The organism is Methylobacterium sp. BE186 (assembly GCF_031457035.1).
GTDB classification, from domain to species: domain Bacteria; phylum Pseudomonadota; class Alphaproteobacteria; order Rhizobiales; family Beijerinckiaceae; genus Methylobacterium; species Methylobacterium segetis.
The window spans coordinates 73,104-92,615 of the sequence record NZ_JAVDVV010000004.1; the positions used below are offsets into that span (position 1 = coordinate 73,104).

19 protein-coding genes are annotated in these 19,512 nt (G+C 70.7%); 9 read left to right on the plus strand and 10 right to left on the minus strand.

The features are described from left to right. Window positions 1-9 precede the first annotated feature (9 nt). Together J2X36_RS06080 and dusA are read left to right on the plus strand one after the other, a co-directional pair. Window positions 10-831 carry a class I SAM-dependent methyltransferase gene (locus J2X36_RS06080; RefSeq protein WP_132250095.1) on the plus strand — a complete coding sequence of 274 codons (822 nt, stop codon included), beginning with the start codon at window positions 10-12 and terminating at the stop codon, window positions 829-831. A 368-nt stretch (window positions 832-1,199) separates the two neighbouring features. Continuing rightward, complete coding sequence (gene dusA / locus J2X36_RS06085; protein ID WP_310347305.1) at window positions 1,200-2,213, plus strand: tRNA dihydrouridine(20/20a) synthase DusA; 1,014 nt, start codon at window positions 1,200-1,202, stop codon at window positions 2,211-2,213. An 8-nt stretch (window positions 2,214-2,221) separates the two neighbouring features. Here dusA and J2X36_RS06090 read toward each other — a convergent pair whose 3' ends face one another. Genes J2X36_RS06090 through cobS form a run of 3 tightly spaced genes read right to left on the minus strand, consistent with a single transcriptional unit; the run spans window position 2,222 to window position 4,030 of the window. Beyond that, entirely contained in the window at window positions 2,222-2,911 is a 690-nt protein-coding gene (locus J2X36_RS06090) for a TIGR02281 family clan AA aspartic protease (protein WP_310347306.1), read from the minus strand. Window positions 2,912-2,935: 24 nt separating this feature from the next. Beyond that, complete coding sequence (locus tag J2X36_RS06095; protein WP_132250089.1) at window positions 2,936-3,148, minus strand: DUF1289 domain-containing protein; 213 nt, start codon at window positions 3,146-3,148, stop codon at window positions 2,936-2,938. Window positions 3,149-3,199: 51 nt separating this feature from the next. Continuing rightward, window positions 3,200-4,030 carry an adenosylcobinamide-GDP ribazoletransferase gene (gene cobS, locus J2X36_RS06100; protein WP_132250087.1) on the minus strand — a complete coding sequence of 277 codons (831 nt, stop codon included), beginning with the start codon at window positions 4,028-4,030 and terminating at the stop codon, window positions 3,200-3,202. A 96-nt stretch (window positions 4,031-4,126) separates the two neighbouring features. Between cobS and cobT the strand changes: the two genes are divergently transcribed. Next, a complete protein-coding gene (cobT, locus tag J2X36_RS06105) occupies window positions 4,127-5,149 on the plus strand; it encodes a nicotinate-nucleotide--dimethylbenzimidazole phosphoribosyltransferase (RefSeq protein ID WP_310347308.1) in 1,023 nt (340 codons plus the stop codon). 166 nt (window positions 5,150-5,315) lie between these two features. Here cobT and J2X36_RS06110 read toward each other — a convergent pair whose 3' ends face one another. Then, window positions 5,316-6,851 (minus strand): HAMP domain-containing sensor histidine kinase, encoded by a 1,536-nt coding sequence (locus J2X36_RS06110; protein ID WP_310347309.1) that lies wholly within the window; start codon window positions 6,849-6,851, stop codon window positions 5,316-5,318. Between the two features lie 258 nt (window positions 6,852-7,109). Between J2X36_RS06110 and J2X36_RS06115 the strand changes: the two genes are divergently transcribed. The 5 genes from J2X36_RS06115 (at window position 7,110) to J2X36_RS06135 (ending at window position 11,736) form a co-directional block, all read left to right on the plus strand. After that, on the plus strand, window positions 7,110-7,565 hold the full coding sequence (locus tag J2X36_RS06115) for a (2Fe-2S)-binding protein (RefSeq protein WP_132250081.1): 456 nt from the start codon (window positions 7,110-7,112) through the stop codon (window positions 7,563-7,565). A 29-nt stretch (window positions 7,566-7,594) separates the two neighbouring features. After that, window positions 7,595-9,811: a xanthine dehydrogenase family protein molybdopterin-binding subunit gene (locus tag J2X36_RS06120; protein ID WP_310347311.1), complete on the plus strand. Its 2,217-nt coding sequence runs from the start codon at window positions 7,595-7,597 to the stop codon at window positions 9,809-9,811. 165 nt (window positions 9,812-9,976) lie between these two features. Next, entirely contained in the window at window positions 9,977-10,630 is a 654-nt protein-coding gene (locus J2X36_RS06125) for a uracil-DNA glycosylase family protein (RefSeq protein ID WP_310347312.1), read from the plus strand. Between the two features lie 48 nt (window positions 10,631-10,678). Further along, window positions 10,679-11,374 (plus strand): orotidine-5'-phosphate decarboxylase, encoded by a 696-nt coding sequence (pyrF, locus tag J2X36_RS06130; protein WP_310347314.1) that lies wholly within the window; start codon window positions 10,679-10,681, stop codon window positions 11,372-11,374. A gap of 17 nt (window positions 11,375-11,391) precedes the next feature. Then, a complete protein-coding gene (locus tag J2X36_RS06135; RefSeq protein WP_132250073.1) occupies window positions 11,392-11,736 on the plus strand; it encodes a DUF1330 domain-containing protein in 345 nt (114 codons plus the stop codon). Window positions 11,737-11,744: 8 nt separating this feature from the next. Here J2X36_RS06135 and J2X36_RS06140 read toward each other — a convergent pair whose 3' ends face one another. Both J2X36_RS06140 and J2X36_RS06145 read right to left on the minus strand, forming a co-directional pair. Further along, window positions 11,745-12,377 (minus strand): TetR/AcrR family transcriptional regulator, encoded by a 633-nt coding sequence (locus tag J2X36_RS06140; RefSeq protein ID WP_310347316.1) that lies wholly within the window; start codon window positions 12,375-12,377, stop codon window positions 11,745-11,747. 358 nt (window positions 12,378-12,735) lie between these two features. Continuing rightward, window positions 12,736-12,894: a hypothetical protein gene (locus J2X36_RS06145; RefSeq protein WP_165937751.1), complete on the minus strand. Its 159-nt coding sequence runs from the start codon at window positions 12,892-12,894 to the stop codon at window positions 12,736-12,738. Between the two features lie 49 nt (window positions 12,895-12,943). Between J2X36_RS06145 and J2X36_RS06150 the strand changes: the two genes are divergently transcribed. Continuing rightward, window positions 12,944-14,641, plus strand: coding sequence for a methyl-accepting chemotaxis protein (locus J2X36_RS06150; RefSeq protein ID WP_310347318.1), 1,698 nt, complete (start codon window positions 12,944-12,946; stop codon window positions 14,639-14,641). Between the two features lie 64 nt (window positions 14,642-14,705). Here J2X36_RS06150 and J2X36_RS06155 read toward each other — a convergent pair whose 3' ends face one another. From J2X36_RS06155 to J2X36_RS06170, 4 genes are all read right to left on the minus strand, one after another. Then, on the minus strand, window positions 14,706-14,903 hold the full coding sequence (locus tag J2X36_RS06155; protein WP_132250067.1) for a hypothetical protein: 198 nt from the start codon (window positions 14,901-14,903) through the stop codon (window positions 14,706-14,708). A 184-nt stretch (window positions 14,904-15,087) separates the two neighbouring features. After that, window positions 15,088-16,890, minus strand: coding sequence for an NADPH-dependent assimilatory sulfite reductase hemoprotein subunit (locus J2X36_RS06160; RefSeq protein ID WP_310347321.1), 1,803 nt, complete (start codon window positions 16,888-16,890; stop codon window positions 15,088-15,090). Window positions 16,891-17,040: 150 nt separating this feature from the next. Next, window positions 17,041-18,807 carry a flavodoxin domain-containing protein gene (locus J2X36_RS06165; RefSeq protein WP_310347323.1) on the minus strand — a complete coding sequence of 589 codons (1,767 nt, stop codon included), beginning with the start codon at window positions 18,805-18,807 and terminating at the stop codon, window positions 17,041-17,043. A gap of 109 nt (window positions 18,808-18,916) precedes the next feature. Further along, window positions 18,917-19,420, minus strand: coding sequence for an Lrp/AsnC family transcriptional regulator (locus J2X36_RS06170; RefSeq protein WP_132250061.1), 504 nt, complete (start codon window positions 19,418-19,420; stop codon window positions 18,917-18,919). Window positions 19,421-19,512: the final 92 nt, after the last annotated feature.

The following is a 19,512-nucleotide window of genomic DNA, read 5'->3' on the forward strand; positions in this document are numbered from 1 at the left end:
TCCTACAGCGTGTTTGAGATTGACCAGAAATTCTACTCCCTGGAAGAGTGGATAGCTTGGGCGACATCGAACCCGTATGTTTTCAGGGCCGACCATGCGAAGAGAATGGTCGATCAGATCGCCGATGCTGGCCTCGTCGAGCCGCTGACGGGGTGGCGGATGTCCGCTCACGAGATACAGGTGGGTGGGACGAATGTCCGCGAAGGGCTTGTCGCGCATGGGATCAACGCGCGCATGCGGTCCGTTCTCGCGCTGATCGATGAAAAGTTCGGTCATCGTCCGAGGCACGATGTCCGCATTTTTGCGACAGAGGCCGTAACGGCATTCGCTCTGCGGCTGCGCGGGCTGTTCCCGCGCTTTCTCGGATCCGAATACGCCTTGAACGAGGAAGCGAGGCGCGCCTTGTTTCCGATCCAGCACGAAGACCTGACGGCCCTGTCCTTGCCGTCGGAGAGCTTCGACCTCGTCACGACGAACGAAGTGCTGGAGCATATTCCCGACCTTGACGCAGGTCTGCGCGAGATTGCCCGCGTGCTCAAACCAGGAGGCTGGCATGTGGGGACGCATCCATTCCGGTTCATGAGTGAGGAGGGCGATCTCCGCGCCAGGATTGTCGATGGAGCGATCGTTCACATCAAGGAACCGGAACGGCATGGAAACCCGGTCGATCCCGGCGGCGGGTCGCTCGTTTTCGAAACTCCCGGTTGGGACATCCTTCAACGGGCTCGATCGGCCGGGTTCAGCGACGCGCACATGCGCTTCGTGGCCTCCGTGACGCACGGGTTCCTGACGGAGAATACAGGCGTGTTCGTCCTCTGCGCGCAACGATAGGCGCGGCGGACGGCGCGGGCGGTCGTTCCGCGTCTCGGTGACGCGCACCGTCGTAGGCAATCCGCTCGCGTCGGATGCGGGGCGAGGGCGCCGCGCCGAGACTGGTTGCACTCCCGCGTCTCGATCCGGGCGCGGGCTATCGGCGGGCGATCGAAGGTCCGGGTCTCGCGGTCGCTGGCGGCCGCCTGTTGCATCGCCACCTGTGCGTTATAACCCGTCGCTCCGTCCGTGCCGTTCGCGCACGAGGTCCGTGCCCGAACCGGCCTCCGCTGGGACAGAATGGAGGCGAGCGCCAAGGCATGGCCGTATCGTCGGCGCGACAGGGGCCGGGCAGGGCGGCGAAGGGTGCAGCAGGGATCGAGGGGTAAGTGACCGCAGAAGCTAAAAAATCCAGCGTTTCCAGCGAGTGGCGCTTTTCGATTGCGCCTATGATGGATTGGACCGACCGGCATTGCCGGGTCTTCCACCGCGTCCTGTCGCGGCGCGCCCGGCTCTACACCGAGATGGTGACGACGGGCGCCGTGCTGCACGGCCCGCGGGAGTGGCTGCTCGGCTTCTCGGCGGTCGAGCATCCGGTGGCGGTGCAACTCGGCGGATCCGGCCCCGCCGAGCTCGCGCAGGCGGCGCGGATCGCCGAGGATTTCGGCTATGCCGAGATCAACCTCAATGTCGGCTGCCCGTCGGACCGGGTGCAGGACGGCCGCTTCGGCGCCTGCCTGATGCGCGAGCCCCGACTCGTCGGCGATTGCGTGGCCGCCATGAAGGCTGCCGTCAATGTGCCCGTCACGGTGAAGTGCCGCATCGGCGTCGACGATCAGGACCCGGAAGCCGCCCTCGACGCGCTGGCCGAGATCGTCGTCGCGGCGGGCGTCGACGCGCTGATCGTGCACGCGCGCAAGGCGTGGCTGCAGGGCCTGTCGCCGAAGGAGAACCGGGACATCCCGCCCCTCGATTACGGCCGCGTCGCGCGCCTGAAGCGGGCGCGACCCGGGCTGCCGGTCGCGGTCAACGGAGGCATCGCCACGGTGGCGGCGGCCCGTGCGCATCTTGAGGACCTCGACGGCGTGATGATGGGGCGGGCCGCCTACAGCGACCCGGCCGAGCTCCTCGCGGTCGATCCGGAGCTGTTCGGCGAGGCCGCGCCGGTCGCCGACGCCTTCGCGGCGGTCGAGGCCTTCGAGCCCTACCTCGCCGAGGCGCTCGCCGGGGGTGCCCGGCTCCACAGCCTGACGCGCCACATGCTCGGCCTGTTCAACGGGCGCCCGGGCGCCCGGGCCTTCCGGCGCCATCTCGCCACCCACGGGATGCGGCCCGGCGCGGATCTCGCGACCCTGCGGGAGGCGGTCTCCCTGGTCTCGCGGGAGGTGCCGGAGGCGGCCTGAGCCGCCCGCTACGGGCCCTTCAGGATCAGCCGGTCGCCCCGGACCTCGTAGGAGGGCAGGCGGTTCAGGAAGCTCTGGCCGAGGAGGTTGCCTGCGAGCGCGCCCGGCCGGCTCACCATCGCCGGCACGCGCCGCTCGAGGATCGGGCCGATGCGGAGGCTGTCGAGGAGGATGGGCGCGGCGAAGGTGACGCCGTTGGCCGTCGCGACCCGAGTGGTGAAGGCGTCCTCGCCCGGGCGGATGCCGAGCGCGGCCGCGTTCTCGGCGGTGAGGACCACGGCGCTGGCGCCCGTGTCGAACAGGAAGTTCTGGCTGCGGCCGTTGACCTCGGCCTTGACCGCGAAGGGTCCGTCCGCCCGCCGGGTGATCGTCACGCTGCCGCCGGGGCCGATCGTGGCGCTGCCGGGGTTGAGCTCGCCCATCACCCGCGCGCCCACCTCCTGCGCCGTGTCGCGGTAGGCGTAGAGGGCGACGCAGGCGAGCCCGATCAGGCCCCAGATCAGCAGGTGGCGCAGGTTCGTGCCGATGCCCTCGCGGAAGCGGTGCCGGAAGCCCGCCAGCACGAGGGCGAGGACGGCGACGCCCGAGGCGAGGCCCGCGAGCTGGTCGGGCTCGATCACGCCCGCGATCCGCCCGCCATCCGCGGTGACGAGGAGGAGGAGCGCGATACCGAGAACGATGAGCCCGAGAATCAGCATGGAAGACTCAGCCTGGGAGGATCGTCACGGGGATGCCGGGACCTCCGCAGGCGTCAGATAGGCATCCCGCAGCCGCGCTTCGAGGCCGGCCATGATGGCGAGGCGCCGCGCCTCGGGGAGCGAGCCCCAGGCCGCGATCTCGTCGCGCGTGCGGCCGCAGCCGCGGCACAGGCGCGTCGCGTCGTCGAGGACGCAGACCTTGGTGCAGGGGCTCGAGGGCTTCGGGGGCAGGCTCATGCGCTCACCCATGCCCGCAAGGGCGCCGGGGGATCAAGCCCGCCGCGCCCCTCACATCGGCACGGCCACGATCAGGCCGATCAGCGCGGCGATCTCGGCCATCTGCTGGCAGGCGCCGACCACGTCGCCGGTCTGGCCGCCGATCCGGGCGCGGGCGATCCCGCTCACGGCGAGGCTCGCGCCGATGGCGAGCAGCAGCATCAGGAGGAGCCCGCCGACGGGCAGGCCGAAGGGGAGCGCCAGGAGGGTGAGGAGGGCGGCGATCCCCGCGGCGAGTCCCGCCGTCGCCTTGGTCGGGCGGCCCACGGAGGCCGCCGCGCCCCCGGCCCGGGCGGGCGCCAGCAGCACCATCGGGGCGAGCGCCGCCGTGCGCGAGAGGGAGGCCGCGAGCAGGATCGCGATGGCGGCCCCCGCCCCGGTCCGGTCGAGCAGCGTCGCCAGCGCGCCGATCCGCAGCGCCAGCGAGAGGACGAGGGCGGCACCCCCGTAGGCGCCGATCCGGCTGTCGCGCATGATCTCGAGGCGCCGTTCCGGCGTGGCGCCGCCCCCGAACCCGTCCGCCACGTCGGCGAGCCCGTCCTCGTGGAGCGCCCCCGTCACGAGGACGAGGGCGGCGACGGCGAGCGTCGCGGCGAGGAAGGGGCCGAGCCCGAGGCCGCGGCCCGCCAGCAGCACCAGGGCGGCCGGCAGCGCGAGGACGAGGCCCGCGAGCGGCAGCATCCGGGGCACCGTGCGGAAATCGGGGGGCAGGTGCGGGTCCGGCTCGCCGGGCAGGCGCGGCACCGGCAGGCGCGAGAAGAAGCGCAGGCACGCGGCGAGGTCGTAGAGGAGGTCGAGCCCCGGCATGTCGGCCTCGCCGGAGCGCCTCGGTTGGTCGGCCATCGCGCCTCGCCTTCACCCCCGCATCCCGCCCCGTTATAGCTCCGGCCGCGGCCGGCCTCGCGCGGGAGCGGCCCCGCCCACAGGATTGTTCGTGCCATGACCGAGACCGGCCCCTTCGCGGATATCCGCGGCCTGATCGCCTCCATGCCGGGCCCGGACCGGGTGGCGGCGGCCGCCGTCGCCGAGCGGGAGGCGCGCCTGACGAAGCCGGCGGGTGCGCTCGGGCGCCTGGAGCACCTCGTCGCGTGGCTCGGCGCGTGGCAGGGCAAGGCGAGCCCGACCCTCGACCGCCCCCTCGTCTGCGTCTTCGCCGGGAGCCACGGCGTCACCGCGCGGGGCGTCTCGGCCTACCCCGACGCGGTCAACCGGCAGATGCTCGACAATTTCGCCGCCGGGGGGGCGGCCATCAACCAGATCTGCGCGGCCTACGGGCTCGGCTTCAAGGTGTTCGACCTCGCCATCGACCTGCCGACCGGCGACATCACGGTGGGGCCGGCCTTCGACGAGAAGGCGTGCGTGGCCACCATGGCCTTCGGCATGGAGGCGGTCGCCGCGGGCACCGATTGCCTCGCGGTCGGCGAGATGGGCATCGGCAACACCACGGTCGCGGCCGCGATCTATGCCGCCCTCTACGGGGGCGAGGCGCGCCACTGGGTCGGGCGCGGCACCGGCATCGACGATGCGGGGATCGCCCGCAAGGTCGCGGCGGTCGAGGCCGCGCTCGCCCACCATGCCGGCCACCTCGCCGACCCGCTGGAGGTTCTGTCCCGCCTCGGCGGCCGCGAGATCGCCGCGATGGCGGGCGCGATCCTCGCCGCGCGCCTGCAGCGGGTGCCCGTGATCCTCGACGGCTACGTCGCCACCGCGGCGGCGGCGATCCTGCACGCCCTCGACCCTGCCGCCCTCGACCATTGCCTCGCGGGCCACGTCTCGGCGGAGGGCGCGCATGCCGACGTGCTGGAGCGCCTCGGCCTCGTGCCGCTCCTGGCGCTCGGCATGCGCCTCGGCGAGGGCTCGGGCGCGGCGCTCGCCATGGGCCTCCTCAAGGGCGCGCTCGCCTGCCACCGCGACATGGCGACCTTCGAGCAGGCGGGGGTGTCGGGCCGCTCGGAGGCGTAGGGGGCGTCCGAAGCCCGCGCCGTGCTCCCGTGCGGGAGGGGGGACAGGGCGGGGACGCGGGGTTGCCGGGATAGGGCGCCGGGGTTCGTTCGGGCGCCTGTGCTCCCCACCCGGCCCGCTGCCGCGGGCTCGACCTCTCCCGACACGGGAGAGGCGGGGGCCTGCCTCAGGCGGCCCTGGCGGGCCGCCGCACGGCCGCGGGCTGCATCTCGGCCTCGACGTCCACGGCCGGCAGCGTGTCCATCACCCGGCTCGCCGGCAGGGTGACGATGACCTCCGTGCCCTCGCGGGGGCGCGACACGAGCTGGAAATGGCCGCCGTGCAGGTCGACGAGGCCCTTGACGATCGGCAGGCCGAGCCCCGAGCCCTGCTCGGCGGTCTTGATCGCGAGCGAGCCGCGGCCGAAGGAGGACATCACGGTGCCGAGCTCGTCCTCGGGGATGCCGGGGCCGCTGTCCTTGACCGCGACGTACTGGCCGCCCGAGCTCGTCCAGCCGACCTTGATCGTGATCTCGCCGCCCGGCGGCGTGAACTTCACGGCGTTCGAGAGGAGGTTCAGCACGATCTGGCGGAGCGCCCGCTCGTCGGCCCAGATCTTCGGCAGGGAATCGTCCACGAAATCGTGGAAGGTCTGCCCCTTCGAGCGGGCCCTCAGGCCCATCATGTGGCGGCATTCCTCGACAATGTGGGCGAGGAGCACGGCCTCCTCGTTCATCTCGTAGCGCCCCGCCTCGATCCGCGAGAGGTCGAGGATCTCGTTGATGAGGTTGAGGAGGTGCATCCCGCTATCGTGGATGTCGGTCGAGTATTCCTGGTAGCTCGGCGCGGTGTGGGGGCCGAAGACCTCGTTCTTCATCACCTCCGAGAAGCCGAGGATGGCGTTCAGCGGCGTGCGCAGCTCGTGGCTCATCGTGGCGAGGAAGCGCGATTTGGCGAGGTTCGCCTCCTCCGCGCGCCGCCGCGCCTCGTCGGAATTGGCCTTGGCCTGCTCCAGCTCGGCGAAGATCGCGTCCTTCTCGGCCCGCGATTGCAGGGCGCCCACCGTCGAGGTGTAGAGGCGGCGCGCCAGACCCATGAAGAAGAGCTGCGAACCGACCGCCATGGCGACGAGGAGCAGCGCGTCCATGTGCTGCGAGAAGGCGAGGAGCGACAGCGTCGCGAGCATCAGCGGCACGAGGCCGGCGACGGCGGCCGCCGGCACGGTCGCGGCGAGCATGGTCGCGACCGCCGCCGCGATGACGAGGCCGAACAGGGCGAAGGTCCGCCCGCCCGTGGCGCCGAGCCCGATCATCGCCGCCCAGCACAGGCTCTGCACCGCCTCGCCCGCGACGAACAGGCGCCGCCAGCGCGCGAGCGAGACCTCCTCCGGGTCCTGGCGCAGGAAGCGGCGGCTCGCGGTGGAGATCAGCGTGATCGCGACGAACACGCACAGGGCCCAGGTCGCCGCGACGACGTGCGGCACCCAGAACACCGAGGCGCCGGCCATCGCCACGGCGAACAGCCCGAGCGGGATCCCGGCGCCGATCCTGTATTGCGCGTAGAGGCGCAGCAGCTCGTAGTCGAAGGCGCGCTCCAGGCCGGTGACGGAGGTCAGCTTCTCGCGGGCCGAGCGCATGTCGCGGGCGATGCCGCGGCGCCGGTTGGCCTCCTCCGCCGACGGGCCGCGCCCCCGCTGGACCATCTCGACAGTCAGGTCGGACATCAGTCTCGAAGTTTACGCTGAGGGCGCCGTTGGACGGGTCGGAGCGGGCGTACCGAACCGCGACCACCCCCAGGATGGTATGAATGTGTTAAGAACCGGCTGCCGCCACCGTGCGGATTCTCCGCATCCCGGACACGCTCCCCCGCCGGCCGAGGCCCCGCCCCGCGGAGATCGCCTGGCAGGTGCGCGGCCGCACATCGGCCGCGCGCGCGGGGACGCTACCGCTCGGTGATCCTCACCGGACCGGAGGGCATCGGGATGATCAAGCTGACCGTCAACGGCAGGGCCCACGAGGTCGAGGCCGATCCCGAGACGCCGCTCCTCTGGGTGCTGCGCGACCATCTCGACAAGACGGGTACCAAGTACGGCTGCGGCATCGCCCAGTGCGGCGCCTGCACCGTCCATCTCGACGGGCAGCCGGTCCGCTCCTGCCAGACCCGCATCGGCGATGTCGGCGAAGGCAAGGTCACGACGATCGAGGGCGTCTCGGGCCGGGTGGCCGAGGCGGTCCAGACGGCGTGGCGCAAGCTCGACGTGGTCCAGTGCGGCTACTGCCAGTCGGGCCAGATCATGTCGGCGATCGGGCTCCTCACCGACAATCCGAAGCCCTCGGATTCTGACATCGCGGGCGCCATGGACGGCAACATCTGCCGCTGCGGCACCTATCAGCGCATCCGCGCGGCGATCCACGAAGCCGCCCGCACCCTCGCTTGATCCCCGTTCGTCCTGACTGGAGCACAGACATGCTGACAATCGGTCGGTCGAAGGCCGGAGGCCGCGCCCCGCGCGTCTCCCGCCGCAGCTTCCTCGGCGGCGCCGCCGCCGCGACGGGCGCCATCGTCATCGGCTTCCGCCTCGACCCGAAGGGGCCGTCCTACGCCGCGGGCGGGCCGGACCTCTCGGCGGTCAAGGCGATGCCGAACGTCTTCGTGCGGATCGCCTCGGACGACACCGTCACGGTGATCTGCAAGCACCTCGACATGGGCCAGGGCAACACGACCGGGCTCGCCACCATCCTCGCGGACGAACTCGACGCGGATTGGGCGACGATCCGCACCGAGTTCGCGCCCGCCGACGCCACCCTCTACAACAACACCCTGATGGGGCCGGTGCAGGGCACGGGCGGCTCGACCGCGATCGCCAATTCCTGGTTCCAGCTCCGCAAGGCGGGTGCCGCCGCCCGCGAGATGCTGGTGGCCGCCGCCGCCTACCAGTGGAAAGTGCCCGTCTCCGAGATCACGGTCGAGACCGGCGTCGTGCGCCACGCCGCCTCGAAGCGCGAGGCCCGGTTCGGCGCGCTCGCCGCCTCCGCCGCGACCCTGCCGGTGCCGCAGGAGCCGCGCCTCAAGCAGCCGGGCGAGTGGCGGCTGATCGGCCAGCGGGTGCCGCGCCTCGACTCGGTCGCCAAGACCGACGGCAGCGCCGTCTACTCCCTCGACATCCGCCGCCCGGGGCAGGTGACGGCGGTGGTCGCGCATCCGCCCCGCTTCGGCGCCAGCGTGAAGAGCGTCGACGACAAGGCCGCCCGCGCCGTCAAGGGCGTCCTCGACGTGGTGACGATCCCGACCGGCGTCGCGGTGATCGCCAAGGATACCTGGACCGCGATGAAGGGCCGCGATGCCCTCGCCGTGACCTGGGACGATGCGGGCGCGGAGGCCCGCTCCTCCGACGCCATCCTCGCCGAGTACCGGGAGACCGCCAAGCGCCCCGGCCTCGTCGCCTCCGAGCGCGGCGACCCGGAGGCCGGCATCAAGGGCGCGGCGAAGGTTCTGGAGGCGGAGTTCAGCTTCCCCTACCTCGCCCACGCCGCGATGGAGCCCCTCAACGCCACGATCGAGCGGGCCTCCGACGGGACCTACGACGTCTACGCAGGCTGCCAGCTCCAGACCGTCGAGCAGGCGGTGATCGCCGCGATCCTCGGCGTCACGACGGACAAGGTCCGGCTTCACACGCTCTGGGCTGGCGGCTCCTTCGGCCGCCGCGCGACGCCCGGCGCCGACTACCTCGCGGAGGCCGCGAGCATCGTGAAGGCGACGGGGGCCAAGGCACCCATCCACCTCGTCTGGACCCGCGAGGACGACATGACGGGCGGCTATTACCGCCCGACCGTCTTCCACAAGCTGCGCGCCGGCCTCGATGCCAAGGGCGCCATCACGGGCTGGCAGCACGTGATGGTCGGCAAGTCGATCATGATCGGCTCTCCCTTCGAGGCGATGATCGTCAAGAACGGCATCGACGGCACCACGGTGGAGGGCGCCTCCGACACGCCCTACGCGCTTCCCGCCTACCGGTTCGAGGTCCACAACGCCCGCGAGGGCGTGCCGGTCCTGTGGTGGCGCTCGGTCGGCCACACCCACACGGCCCAGGTCATGGAGGTGTTCATCGACGAGATCGCCCACGCGGCCAACGTCGATCCGCTCGCCTACCGCCTCGCGCTCCTGAACCAGGCGCCCCGCCTCTCCGCCGCCCTGAAGCTCGCCGCCGAGAAGGCCAACTGGGCCGAGCGCACCCGCGAGAAGGGCCACGGCCTCGGCGTCTCGGCCCACGAATCCTTCGGCTCCTACGTCGCCATGGTGGCCGACGTCTCGGTGCAGGAGGCGAGCGTCAAGGTGAACCGCATCGTCGCGGCGGTCGATGTCGGCATCGCCGTCAACCCGGACATCATCCGCGCACAGGTCGAGGGGGCGGTGGGTTTCGCGCTCTCCTCGGTGCTGCGCAACCGCATCACCCTCAAGGACGGCGTGGTGCAGGAGCGGAACTTCGACAGCTACGAGCCGACCCGGATGAGCGAGATGCCGGTCGTCGAGGTGCACATCGTGCCCTCGCAGGCCGCGCCCACCGGAATCGGCGAGCCGGGCGTGCCGGTGCTCGCCCCGGCCATCTCGAACGCGATCTTCGCCGCGACCGGCCAGCGCCTGCGCTCGCTGCCTCTCGACCTCGCGAGCCTCCGTGGGGTGTGATCCCGGCCTGCGATCCGGAGGGGTGTGAGGAAACGCACAGACCCCCGGGCACCCGAGGCGCAGGGTCGCCTCACCCCAAAGGTTTCGACCCACTTCACGACGGCGCGGCTCAACACCGCGCCGTCTTTTCGTTTCGGGAGCCGCGGCCCATCTGCGGCCGGACCGATGCCGCCCCGCCCGATCCTCTCCGCCTTCGACGAGACCGCCGCGCGGCTGCGCGCCTGCCGCCTCTGCCGCGACGCGCCGGTCTACGGGCCGCCCCTGGCGCAGGAGCCGCGGCCGATCCTGCAGGGCAGCGCCACCGCCCGCCTCTGCATCGCCTCGCAGGCGCCGGGCACCCGGGCGCACCGCACGGGCCAGCCCTTCACCGACCCGTCGGGCGTGCGCCTGCGCGCCTGGCTCGGCCTCGGCGAGGCGGCGTTCTACGACGCCGCGCGGGTCGCGATCGTGCCGATGGGCTCGTGTTTTCCGGGCCTCGATGCCAAGGGCGGCGACCGGCCGCCGCGCCGGGAATGCGCCGAACGCTGGCGTGATGCGATCTTCAGCGGGTTGCCTGATCTCGAATTGATCCTCGTGATCGGCCAATACGCGCAGGGGTGGCATCTCGGGCGGCTGGAGGGCGGCCTCACCGGCACCGTCGCGCGCTGGCGCGAGATCCTCGGCGAGCCGCGCCGGCCCCGGGTTCTCCCTCTGCCGCACCCCTCCTGGCGCAACAATGGCTGGCTGAAGCGGCATCCCTGGTTCGAGGCGGAGCTGCTGCCCGTTCTGCGCGCGGAGGTTGCACGGGTGATGGGCGAGCCGGATGATCGCGATCATTGACAGGCGCGTCGGCGCGTGATCGCTGCCGGCATCCTTCCGGAGTGCCCGATGCCCGCTCTCGCCGACCCCCGCGACCGCCTGATCGTCGCCCTCGACCTCGGCGACGTGGCCGAGGCCGAGGCGCTGGTGGACCGCATCGGCGACGCCGCCACCTTCTACAAGATCGGCTATCGGCTCGCCTATGCGGGCGGCCTCGCCCTGGTGCCGAAGCTCGCGGAGCGCGGCCTCAAGGTCTTCCTCGACCTTAAGCTCCACGACATCGGCAACACGGTGGAGGAGGGGGTGCGCTCGCTCGCCGGCCTCGGCGCGACCTTCCTCACGGTCCACGCCTACCCGCAGACCATGCGCGCGGCGATCCGTGGACGGGGAGCTAACCCGTTGAAGATCCTCGCGGTTACGGTCCTCACCTCCTACGACGAGGCGGATGCCCGCGAGGCCGGCTACGCACTGCCCGTGCCGGACCTCGTCGCGAAGCGGGCTGCCCAGGCCCTCCAGATCGGCATCGACGGCATCGTCTGCAGCGCGGAGGAGGCGGCCTCCGTCCGCTCGGTGGTGGGTCCGGACCGCCTCATCGTGACGCCGGGCATCCGCCCCGCCGGCAGCGACCTCGGCGACCAGAAGCGCGTGATGAACCCCGCGGAGGCGCGGGCCGCCGGCATCGACCATGTCGTCGTCGGCCGCCCGATCACCGGTGCCGCCGACCCGGCCGGGGTGGCCCGCCGCATCGTCGCCGAGATGGCTTGAGGATCAAGGAGATCGCGATGGCACGCGGATACTGGGTCGTCCGGGTCGATGTCCGGGACGCCGACGCCTACCGGGATTACGCGGCCGCGAACGGCGCCGCCTTCGCCCAATTCGGCGGCCGCTTCCTCGTTCGGGGCGGCGCTTTCGAAGCGGTCTCGGGCTCGGCCCGCTCCCGCAACGTCGTGATCGAGTTCCCCTCCTACGAGGCCGCGCTCGCCTGCTGGCACTCGGACCTCTACCAGTCGGCCCGCGCCCGGCAGAAGGGCGGTGCGGACACCGACCTCATCGTGATCGAGGGCTACGACGGAGAGCAGCCCGGTGCCGGCGAACCCCCGCAGCCCGCCAATCCGGCCTCGGAATAGGAGGCGGGTCAGGCGCTCGCCGGCCGCGCCCGCAGGGCCCGCAGCAGGAAGGCGATCATCGCCTCGATCGGCGGCGCCGGTCCGTTCGGGTACTGGCTGACCAAGACCGGATGGCAGTAGCGCACGATCGCGACGTGCACGCACTGCGCCGCCATCGCCGGATCCTCGGCGGCGAACTCGCCGGTGCGCACGCCGTCGGTCACCACCCGCGTCAGCACCGCGCTGATGCGCTCGACGTGGTGGCGGCAGACGTCCCAGCTCTCCGTCATCGCCGCCTCCACCATCTCGTGGATGCGGGGATTCTCCCGGCAGCGCTCCAGGCAGTCGCCGTGCAGGCTCCGGACGATCTCGGCGATGCGGTTGGAGGCCGACAGGCCGGGGGTGGCGGCGATCGTCGCGATCAGCGCCTCGACCTCCCGGGTCACCCGCTCCACCACGGCCTCGTTGATGGCCTTCTTCGAGTCGAAGAACCGGTAGACGTTGGCCGGGCTCATCCGCAGCGTCTTGGCGATGTCGGCGACCGTGGTCTTCTGGTAGCCGATCTCCCGGAAGAAGCGCTCGGCCGTCGCGAGGATGCGGCAGCGCGTGGTCGGCGCGCTCTCCTCCGCGACAGCGAGATCCTGTTCGACTGGGTGGTTCATGGGCGGAACCTAGGCCGGGGCGCCCCCGGCCGTCAAAGCAACATCGAAGAAACAATTCCGAATAGCCGGCGAAGTGCCGTCGCCGCATCACCGTCGCGGCCGAAACCGTCGCCTTCCGTTCGGGCGCCGATTGACTGAAGGGCCGACTCAAGGCCGGATTCTCCCGCGACCGTGCGTGACCTCCATTCGGATCGCCATCCGCACCAGCGCACTCGGGCTGGTCCCGATCCCGGCTGGCAGCAACGCGTCGAGCCGCCCGAGCAAATCGAAACCTCACTGGAGAAAATCCGTAGGGAACTTGCCGATCAACCGAGCGACGTTGCAAGATTGCTCTCTTCCTTGCCTATGACGGCGCAGATCAAGTTGTGGGCCAGATCTCGGTTTCGGGTGGCAGGCTGATGTTGCCGCTAATCAGAGCCTGAATAGGAGCGGCCGGATGCTCCGATGCGCCGAGCGAATGCTTGATGGTTCCTGCGATGTAAGGGTTCGTTAGGGACGCCGTGGTATCGAGGGGCATGCCGATCTCCCTGCGCTACCGTCGCCCGTCGCCCTCACCAGAGCCGGTCATGCAGCCGCAGGCTGATCTTCTGCAGGAGGCGCCCCCGTCGAAGGCCGGTGCCGAGCGGGGCGCCAGCGAGGTCCTCGACGTGATCGAGGCCGACGTGCTCACCGCCATCGGAGGCGTCGGACAGTCGATCGCCACGGCGCGATCGGAGGTGGAGCAGATGCAGGCCGGGCTCGCCAGCATCCGCGCGCAGATGGCTGCGCTCGCTCATGCCGCCGAGGCTGCGGCGGGCGCGAGCAGCGGCCTCACGGAGACGACCGGTCGTCTCTCGGCCACCACCGGCCGGATCGCGGGCGCGATGACGGAGGCCGGCACGCATCTCGACCACGCGGGCCTGCGCGGTACCGAGGCGCGGATGCTCGTCGCGGCGCTGGCCCAGGCCGGAAACGAGATCGCCGGCATCGTCGATACCATCTCGGCCGTGGCGCGGCAGACCAATCTGCTCGCGCTCAATGCCACCATCGAGGCCGCGCGCGCGGGCGAGGCGGGCCGCGGCTTCGCGGTGGTGGCGAACGAGGTGAAGGCCCTGTCCGTCGAGACCGCTCGCGCCGCCGACGAGGTCCGTGCCCGGATCGCACGGTTACGCGAGGGCGCGGCAGCCTCCGGCACGGCGATCGAGTCGGTGGCCGAGGCGATCGACGCGGTGCGCCCGGCCTTCGCCACGGTGCGCGGAATCTCGGACGAGCAGGCCTCGATCGTGGCCGGCGTCGCCTCGGGCGCCTCGCAGGCGGCCGATCTCGTCGCGGCCGTCAATGTCGAGGCGGGTGCAGCGAGTCATGCGACCGTCGCCCTCGATGCCCAGGCTGCTGCGATGGAGGCGGCTTCCGGTCAAGCCGCCGAGCAGGCTGCGGGTCTCGGCCGCCGCTTCGTGGCGGTGATCCGCCAGAGCGAGATCGGAGACCGGCGTCGCGCCGACCGCTATCCCGCCGATCTCGGTGTCGACCTCGGCGACGGCCGCCGCACCCGGACCCAGGATATCAGCACGGGCGGCGTCCTTCTGGCTGCGCCCGAGGGCGGCGCGGCGCTGCCGGTCGGTCACCGGTTGGTGCTCGGGCTCGATGGAATTGGCCCTCTGCCGGCGACCATCGTCTCGGTGAGCGCGATGGGGTTGCACTGCGCTTTCGGCGAGGTCGCCCCCGGGGAGCAGGCCCGGCTTCAGGAGAAGCTGTCGGAGATCGAGACGGCCTACCGGCCGCTGATCGTTCGGGCGCAGGATCTGGCGGAGCGCATCAGCACGCTGATGGAGGCCGAGATTGCTGGCGGACGCCTCGCGCCGTCGGCGCTGTTCGACACGGAGTATCGACCCGTCGCCGGATCGAACCCTCCGCAATACCGGACCGGGTCGGTCGAGCCGCTCGAGCGCCTACTGCCGCCCATCCTGGAGCCCGAACTGGTGCGCGACGGGAGCATGCTGTTCTGCATCGTCGCCGACCGTAACGGATTCGTGCCGGTGCATAACCGACGGGTCTCCCAACCCCAGCGCCCGGACGATCCCGTCTGGAACAATGCCAACAGCCGCAACCTGCGCATCTTCGACGATCGAACCGGCATCACGGCCGCGCGCTCGCAGCGTCCCGCCACCGTGCAGGTCTACCGGCGCGAGGTCGGCGGCCAGATCGTGATGGTGCGGGAGGTGGACGCGCCGATCCGCGTTCAGGGACGCCACTGGGGCGCCTGCCGTACGGCCTACCGTTTCTGACAGACGTGAAGGCCGCGCGTCCCGCGAGGGCCGGCCTGATCAGCCTCCGTACCGCGCCGACGGCTCAGGAGCCGAATTGCGACCCGAGCTGTTCGAGGTATTCCGCGAGGTCGACCCCGCCGACGCGCTTGCCGTAATCGAAGCGCATGCCCTGCCGAATGTCGACGCTGGCGCTCTTCGTCGTCAGCGTGAACGGCTTCACGCAGACCCAGGCGCCGTCCCGGCGATGCTCGAAAAAGCCGAGGATCTCGTGCTTGGCCATGTGCCCCTCCCAGCGAACTCAAGCTGACAACGGCCGGCTCAAGCAACGGTTCACGGAGCGCCAAGCATTTTCGCGTGCGCGAACTGAAGCTCGGCAGTTGCGGCGGCTGCCTCTACTGCCGAGCTTGCATCGGGCCTTTCGGGCAGGGTGACCTGCCCCCGAGGGGGCAGGCGAGGGGTGAGCGTCAGGCTGCGCTCTTCAGCGATCCGGTCTGCTCGTGGAAGTCCGGACCGTTGATCGTGCGGGCCACGTAGCCAGCGCGGATCAGGTAGTCGCCGAAGCGCTCGCCTGTCGTGCGTTCCTTCGCATAGGCCGCGAAGAGCGGCTCGAGCGTCGGACGGATCTCGGCCGCCGTCACGTCCTCGGCGTAGAGCTTGCCGAGGCGAGACCCGTCGAAGGCGGCGCCGAGATACAGGTGGTAGCGCTCGGGCCCGCGGCCCACGAGGCCGATCTCGGCGATGAACGGGCGGGCGCAGCCGTTCGGGCAGCCCGTCATGCGGATGGTGATCTCGTCCTCCGCCAAGCCGTGGCGGGCGAGGCTCTCCTCGAGCTCGGTGATGAGGTCGGGCAGGTAGCGCTCGCTCTCGGCGAGGGCGAGGCCGCAGGTCGGCAGCGCGACGCAGGCCATGCTGTTCCGGCGCAGGGCGCCCGCGCCCTTCGTCAGGCCGTATTCCTCGACGAGCGCGTCGATCTCGGCCCGCTTGGCCGCCGGGACGTTCGCGATGATCACGTTCTGGTTTCCGGTCAGCCGGAAATCGCCCTCGTGCACCTCGGCGATGCGGCGCAGGCCCGAAAGGAATTGCGGGCCGCCCTCGATGTCCTTCACGCGGCCGGAGGGCACGTAGAGGGTGAGGTGGTGGCGCCCGTCCTCGCCTTCGACCCAGCCGTAGCGGTCGCCGTTGCTCTCGAACTTGAAGGGCTTCGGATCGGCGAGCTTCTTGCCGACGCGCTTCTCCACCTCCGCGCGGAAGGCCGCGAGGCCGTAGCGCTCGATCGTGTACTTCAGGCGCGCGTTCTTGCGGCTCTTGCGGTTGCCCCAGTCGCGCTGGACCGTCATCACCGCTTCGGCGACCTTCAGGGCGTCGGCAGGCTCGCAGAACAGCATCACGTCGGCCGTGCGCGGGAAGGTGTCGGTCTCGCCGTGGGTCATGCCCATGCCGCCGCCGACGGTGACGTTCCAGCCCGTCACCTTGCCCTTCTTGTCGAGGATCGCGATGAAGCCGAGATCGTGGGCGAAGATGTCGACCTCGTTCGAGGGCGGCACGGCGATCACGGTCTTGAACTTCCGCGGCAGGTAGGTCTTGCCGTAGATCGGCTCGACCTCCGCCGCATCCTCGCCGCCGATCACCCGCTCGCCATCGAGCCAGATCTCGCGCCACGCGTTCGTCTTGGGAAGCAGCGAATCCGAGATGGTCTTGGCAAGGTCGTAGGCGGCCTGGTGCGCGCCGGTCTGCGCCGGGTTCGTCGCCGCCATCACGTTGCGGTTCACGTCACCGCAAGCGGCGATCGTGTCGAGGAGCGCCGCGTCGATGCCGGCCATCGTCCGCTTCAGGTTCGACTTGATGACGCCGTGATACTGGAAGGTCTGCCGCGTCGTCGCCCGCAGCGTGCCGTTGGCGTAGGTGGTGGCGATGTTGTCGAGGATCAGCCACTGCTTCGGGGTCACGACGCCGCCCGCGATGCGGAGCCGGATCATGAAGCTGTAGGCCTTGTCGAGCTTCTTCTTGGTGCGCTCGGGCCGGAGGTCCCGGTCGTCCTGCAGGTACATCCCGTGGAACTTCACGAGCTGACCGTCATCTTCCGAGATGGCGCCGGTGGCGTGCTTGAGAAGCCCGTCGGCCAGGGTGCCGCGGAGATAGCCGCTCGCGATCTTGATGTGCTCGTTATGGGCAAGCCCGGCCGTCCGCGCGGCCTCCGCCTCGGAGATGGGCCGGTCGGTCGGCGGCGTCTCGTAGACCCGCTCGGAGGGAGGCTTGCGGTCGGTCATGGCGGCGGTCCGGTGATAGCGTCTCCGCCCGCTCGTGGGGAGGAGGGAGGAGGTGGGAAGGGATCGAGAGGACCGCATCGCTCTGTGCGGAACGCCCTCGACCCCTGAGGCCCGTCCCCGCGAGGGGAGGGAAATCCCGACGGCAGCGGGTCAGTACACGTCCTGCTGATAGCGTTGCGCCCGCTCCAGGCCCGCGACGGCAGCCTCGGCCTCGGCATCCGAGAGGCCCTTCACGTCGGCGTAGGACCTGACGACGGCCGCCCGCACGTCCTTGGCCATGTTCTTCGCATCGCCGCAGACGTAGAGGTGGGCGCCCGCATCGAGCCATTCCACGAGCTCCCTGCGGCGCTCGAACAGGCGGTCCTGCACGTAGATCTTCTCGGGCTGGTCGCGCGAGAAGGCGACGTCGATCTGCGTCAGCGAGCGATCTTCCAGCGCGTCCTGCCATTCGAGCTGGTACAGGAAGTCGTGGGTGAAATGGCGGTCGCCGAAGAACAGCCACGACCGGCCGGGCGCCTCGGCGGCGCGGCGCTCCTGCACGAAGGCGCGGAAGGGGGCGACGCCGGTGCCGGGGCCGACCATGATGATGTCGGTGGCGGGATCGGCCGGCAGGCGGAAGTGGCGGTTCGGCTTCAGCTTCACGCGGAGCTTGGCCCCGTTCCGGATCCGGTCGGCCACGTGAACCGAGGCGACGCCGGACCGAGACCGGCCGTGGGTCTCGTAGCGCACGGCGGCGATCACGAGATGAACCTCGTCGCCCACCTCCTTGCGCGAGGATGCGATCGAGTAGGCCCGCGGCGGCAGGGGCCGGGTGACGGCGTTGAGGTGCTCGGCCGTGAGCTTGGCCGGATAGGTCTCGATCAGGTCGATCAGGTGGCGGCCCTCGATCCAGGCGCGAACCTCCCCGCTCTCGATCAGGCGCTTCGCCTCCTCGTGCCCGGTCGCCTTGACGAAACGCTCGACGGTGGTGGCCGACAGCGTGGTGATGTCGCGTTCGGCGAGGAGGGCGCGGCGCAGGGCTTCGTCGCCCGTGAGGCCCGCGGCCTTCAGGATGTCCTCGACGAGCTGCGGGTCGTTCTCGGGATAGATCTCCAGCGAGTCGCCCGGCTCGTAGGCCGGCGCCCCGTCCTCGAACGCGAGCGCGAGGTGGATCGTCTCCTTGTCGGAGCGCGACGAATTCAAGTTCACATGATCGACGACCTCGACCACGACCGGGTCGCGGCTCGGTTCGGCGTCCTCATCGTGGCCGCCCCGGGCGAAATCGACGGCGACCACGTTGTCGGCCGCGGCAGCCGGCGGTGCCAGCGCCTTGAGGGCGCCCTTGATCCACTCCGCGGCGGGCTTGTCGAAATCGAGGTCGAGGTCGGCGCGCTCGAAGGCCCGCTTGGCGCCGAGCGCCTCGAACCGCTCGTCGAGCGCCTTCCCGATGGCGCAGAACTCGGCATAGCTCGTGTCGCCGAGCGCCAGGACGCTGAACTCGGCTCCGTCGAGACGCGGCGCGCCGTCGCCCATCAACTCGTTGTAGGCCCGCACGGCCCGGGCCGGAGGCTCGCCCTCGCCCCAGGTCGCGGCGATCGCCACGATGCGCTTCTCCTTGGCGAGGTTCGCCAACTCGAGATCCGCGAAGTCGATCACCTTGGGCTTGAAGCCGCTCTTGCGGGCGAGCTTCGCCACATCGCCGGCGAGCTTCTCCGAATTGCCGGACTCGCTTGCATAGACGATGGCGAGCGGCTCGGCAGCCTTGGGAGGCGCGGCGGGCGCCGACGCGGGCTGGCCCCCTGCCGCGTCGAGGCCGGCGAGGAAGCCCGCGAGCCATGCCCGCTGGATCGGTGTCGCCGTCCCCAGCACGGCGTCGAGGCTGGCCCGCTCGGTATCGCCGAACGGTGCAGTGCGGGGGAGGAGTGCTTGTCGGGACATCAAGAGACCATGTCGTCTGCGCGACGGCTTCTGTCAACGGGGAATGTCCGTTTTACAGAACGACCTCGCGGTAGAAGAGCCATTCGCTGTTGCGACGCAAAAGAGAAGCTTATTCTCCGGCCAGTGCCAGGACCGGCACGTGGCGGGTGTTGGTCGGCGGTGCCGGAAGCGGGAGGGCCGTCGTCGACTTCACCTTCTCCATGGCAAATCGCGATGTTACGTTCTTGAGAGGCAGCGTCGCGATGAGCTGCTTGTAGAACGTGTCGTAGGCACGCATGTCGGCGACCACGACCCGCAGCATGTAGTCCACGTCGCCCGCCATTCGATAGAACTCGAGCACCTCCGGCATCGCCGCCACGGTCGAGGCGAATCGGTCGAGCCACTCCTTCGAGTGATCCGCCGTCTCGATCGAGACGAAAACGGTCAGGCCGAGCCCGAGCTTGACGGGGTCGAGCACGGCCACCCGCCGGTCGATCACGCCGTCCGCCTCAAGCCGCTGGATCCGCTTCCAGCACGGGGTCTGGGAGAGGCCCACCTTCTCGCCGATGGCGGCGATGGAGAGCGTGGCGTCCTGCTGCAGAAGCGCGAGGATCTTCAGGTCGATCGAATCCAAGCCGGACCTCTCTTGCTCGTGAACGAAGGCAGGTGCGCGCTCGCACGGATGTGAGCCTGGTATGAGAAGGATCTTCCTCGACCAGGCAACCT

Coding starts and splice junctions, on each gene's coding strand:
- J2X36_RS06165 (WP_310347323.1), bottom strand. CDS start 18,807: ATGTCCCGACAAGCACTCCTCCCCCGCACTGCACCGTTCGGCGATACC.
- J2X36_RS06140 (WP_310347316.1), bottom strand. CDS start 12,377: ATGAACCACCCAGTCGAACAGGATCTCGCTGTCGCGGAGGAGAGCGCG.
- J2X36_RS06135 (WP_132250073.1), top strand. CDS start 11,392: ATGGCACGCGGATACTGGGTCGTCCGGGTCGATGTCCGGGACGCCGAC.
- J2X36_RS06090 (WP_310347306.1), bottom strand. CDS start 2,911: ATGCTGATTCTCGGGCTCATCGTTCTCGGTATCGCGCTCCTCCTCCTC.
- cobT (WP_310347308.1), top strand. CDS start 4,127: ATGACCGAGACCGGCCCCTTCGCGGATATCCGCGGCCTGATCGCCTCC.
- J2X36_RS06125 (WP_310347312.1), top strand. CDS start 9,977: ATGCCGCCCCGCCCGATCCTCTCCGCCTTCGACGAGACCGCCGCGCGG.
- J2X36_RS06095 (WP_132250089.1), bottom strand. CDS start 3,148: ATGAGCCTGCCCCCGAAGCCCTCGAGCCCCTGCACCAAGGTCTGCGTC.
- J2X36_RS06115 (WP_132250081.1), top strand. CDS start 7,110: ATGATCAAGCTGACCGTCAACGGCAGGGCCCACGAGGTCGAGGCCGAT.
- J2X36_RS06150 (WP_310347318.1), top strand. CDS start 12,944: ATGCAGCCGCAGGCTGATCTTCTGCAGGAGGCGCCCCCGTCGAAGGCC.
- J2X36_RS06160 (WP_310347321.1), bottom strand. CDS start 16,890: ATGACCGACCGCAAGCCTCCCTCCGAGCGGGTCTACGAGACGCCGCCG.
- J2X36_RS06145 (WP_165937751.1), bottom strand. CDS start 12,894: ATGCCCCTCGATACCACGGCGTCCCTAACGAACCCTTACATCGCAGGA.
- J2X36_RS06110 (WP_310347309.1), bottom strand. CDS start 6,851: ATGTCCGACCTGACTGTCGAGATGGTCCAGCGGGGGCGCGGCCCGTCG.
- cobS (WP_132250087.1), bottom strand. CDS start 4,030: ATGGCCGACCAACCGAGGCGCTCCGGCGAGGCCGACATGCCGGGGCTC.
- J2X36_RS06120 (WP_310347311.1), top strand. CDS start 7,595: ATGCTGACAATCGGTCGGTCGAAGGCCGGAGGCCGCGCCCCGCGCGTC.
- pyrF (WP_310347314.1), top strand. CDS start 10,679: ATGCCCGCTCTCGCCGACCCCCGCGACCGCCTGATCGTCGCCCTCGAC.
- J2X36_RS06155 (WP_132250067.1), bottom strand. CDS start 14,903: ATGGCCAAGCACGAGATCCTCGGCTTTTTCGAGCATCGCCGGGACGGC.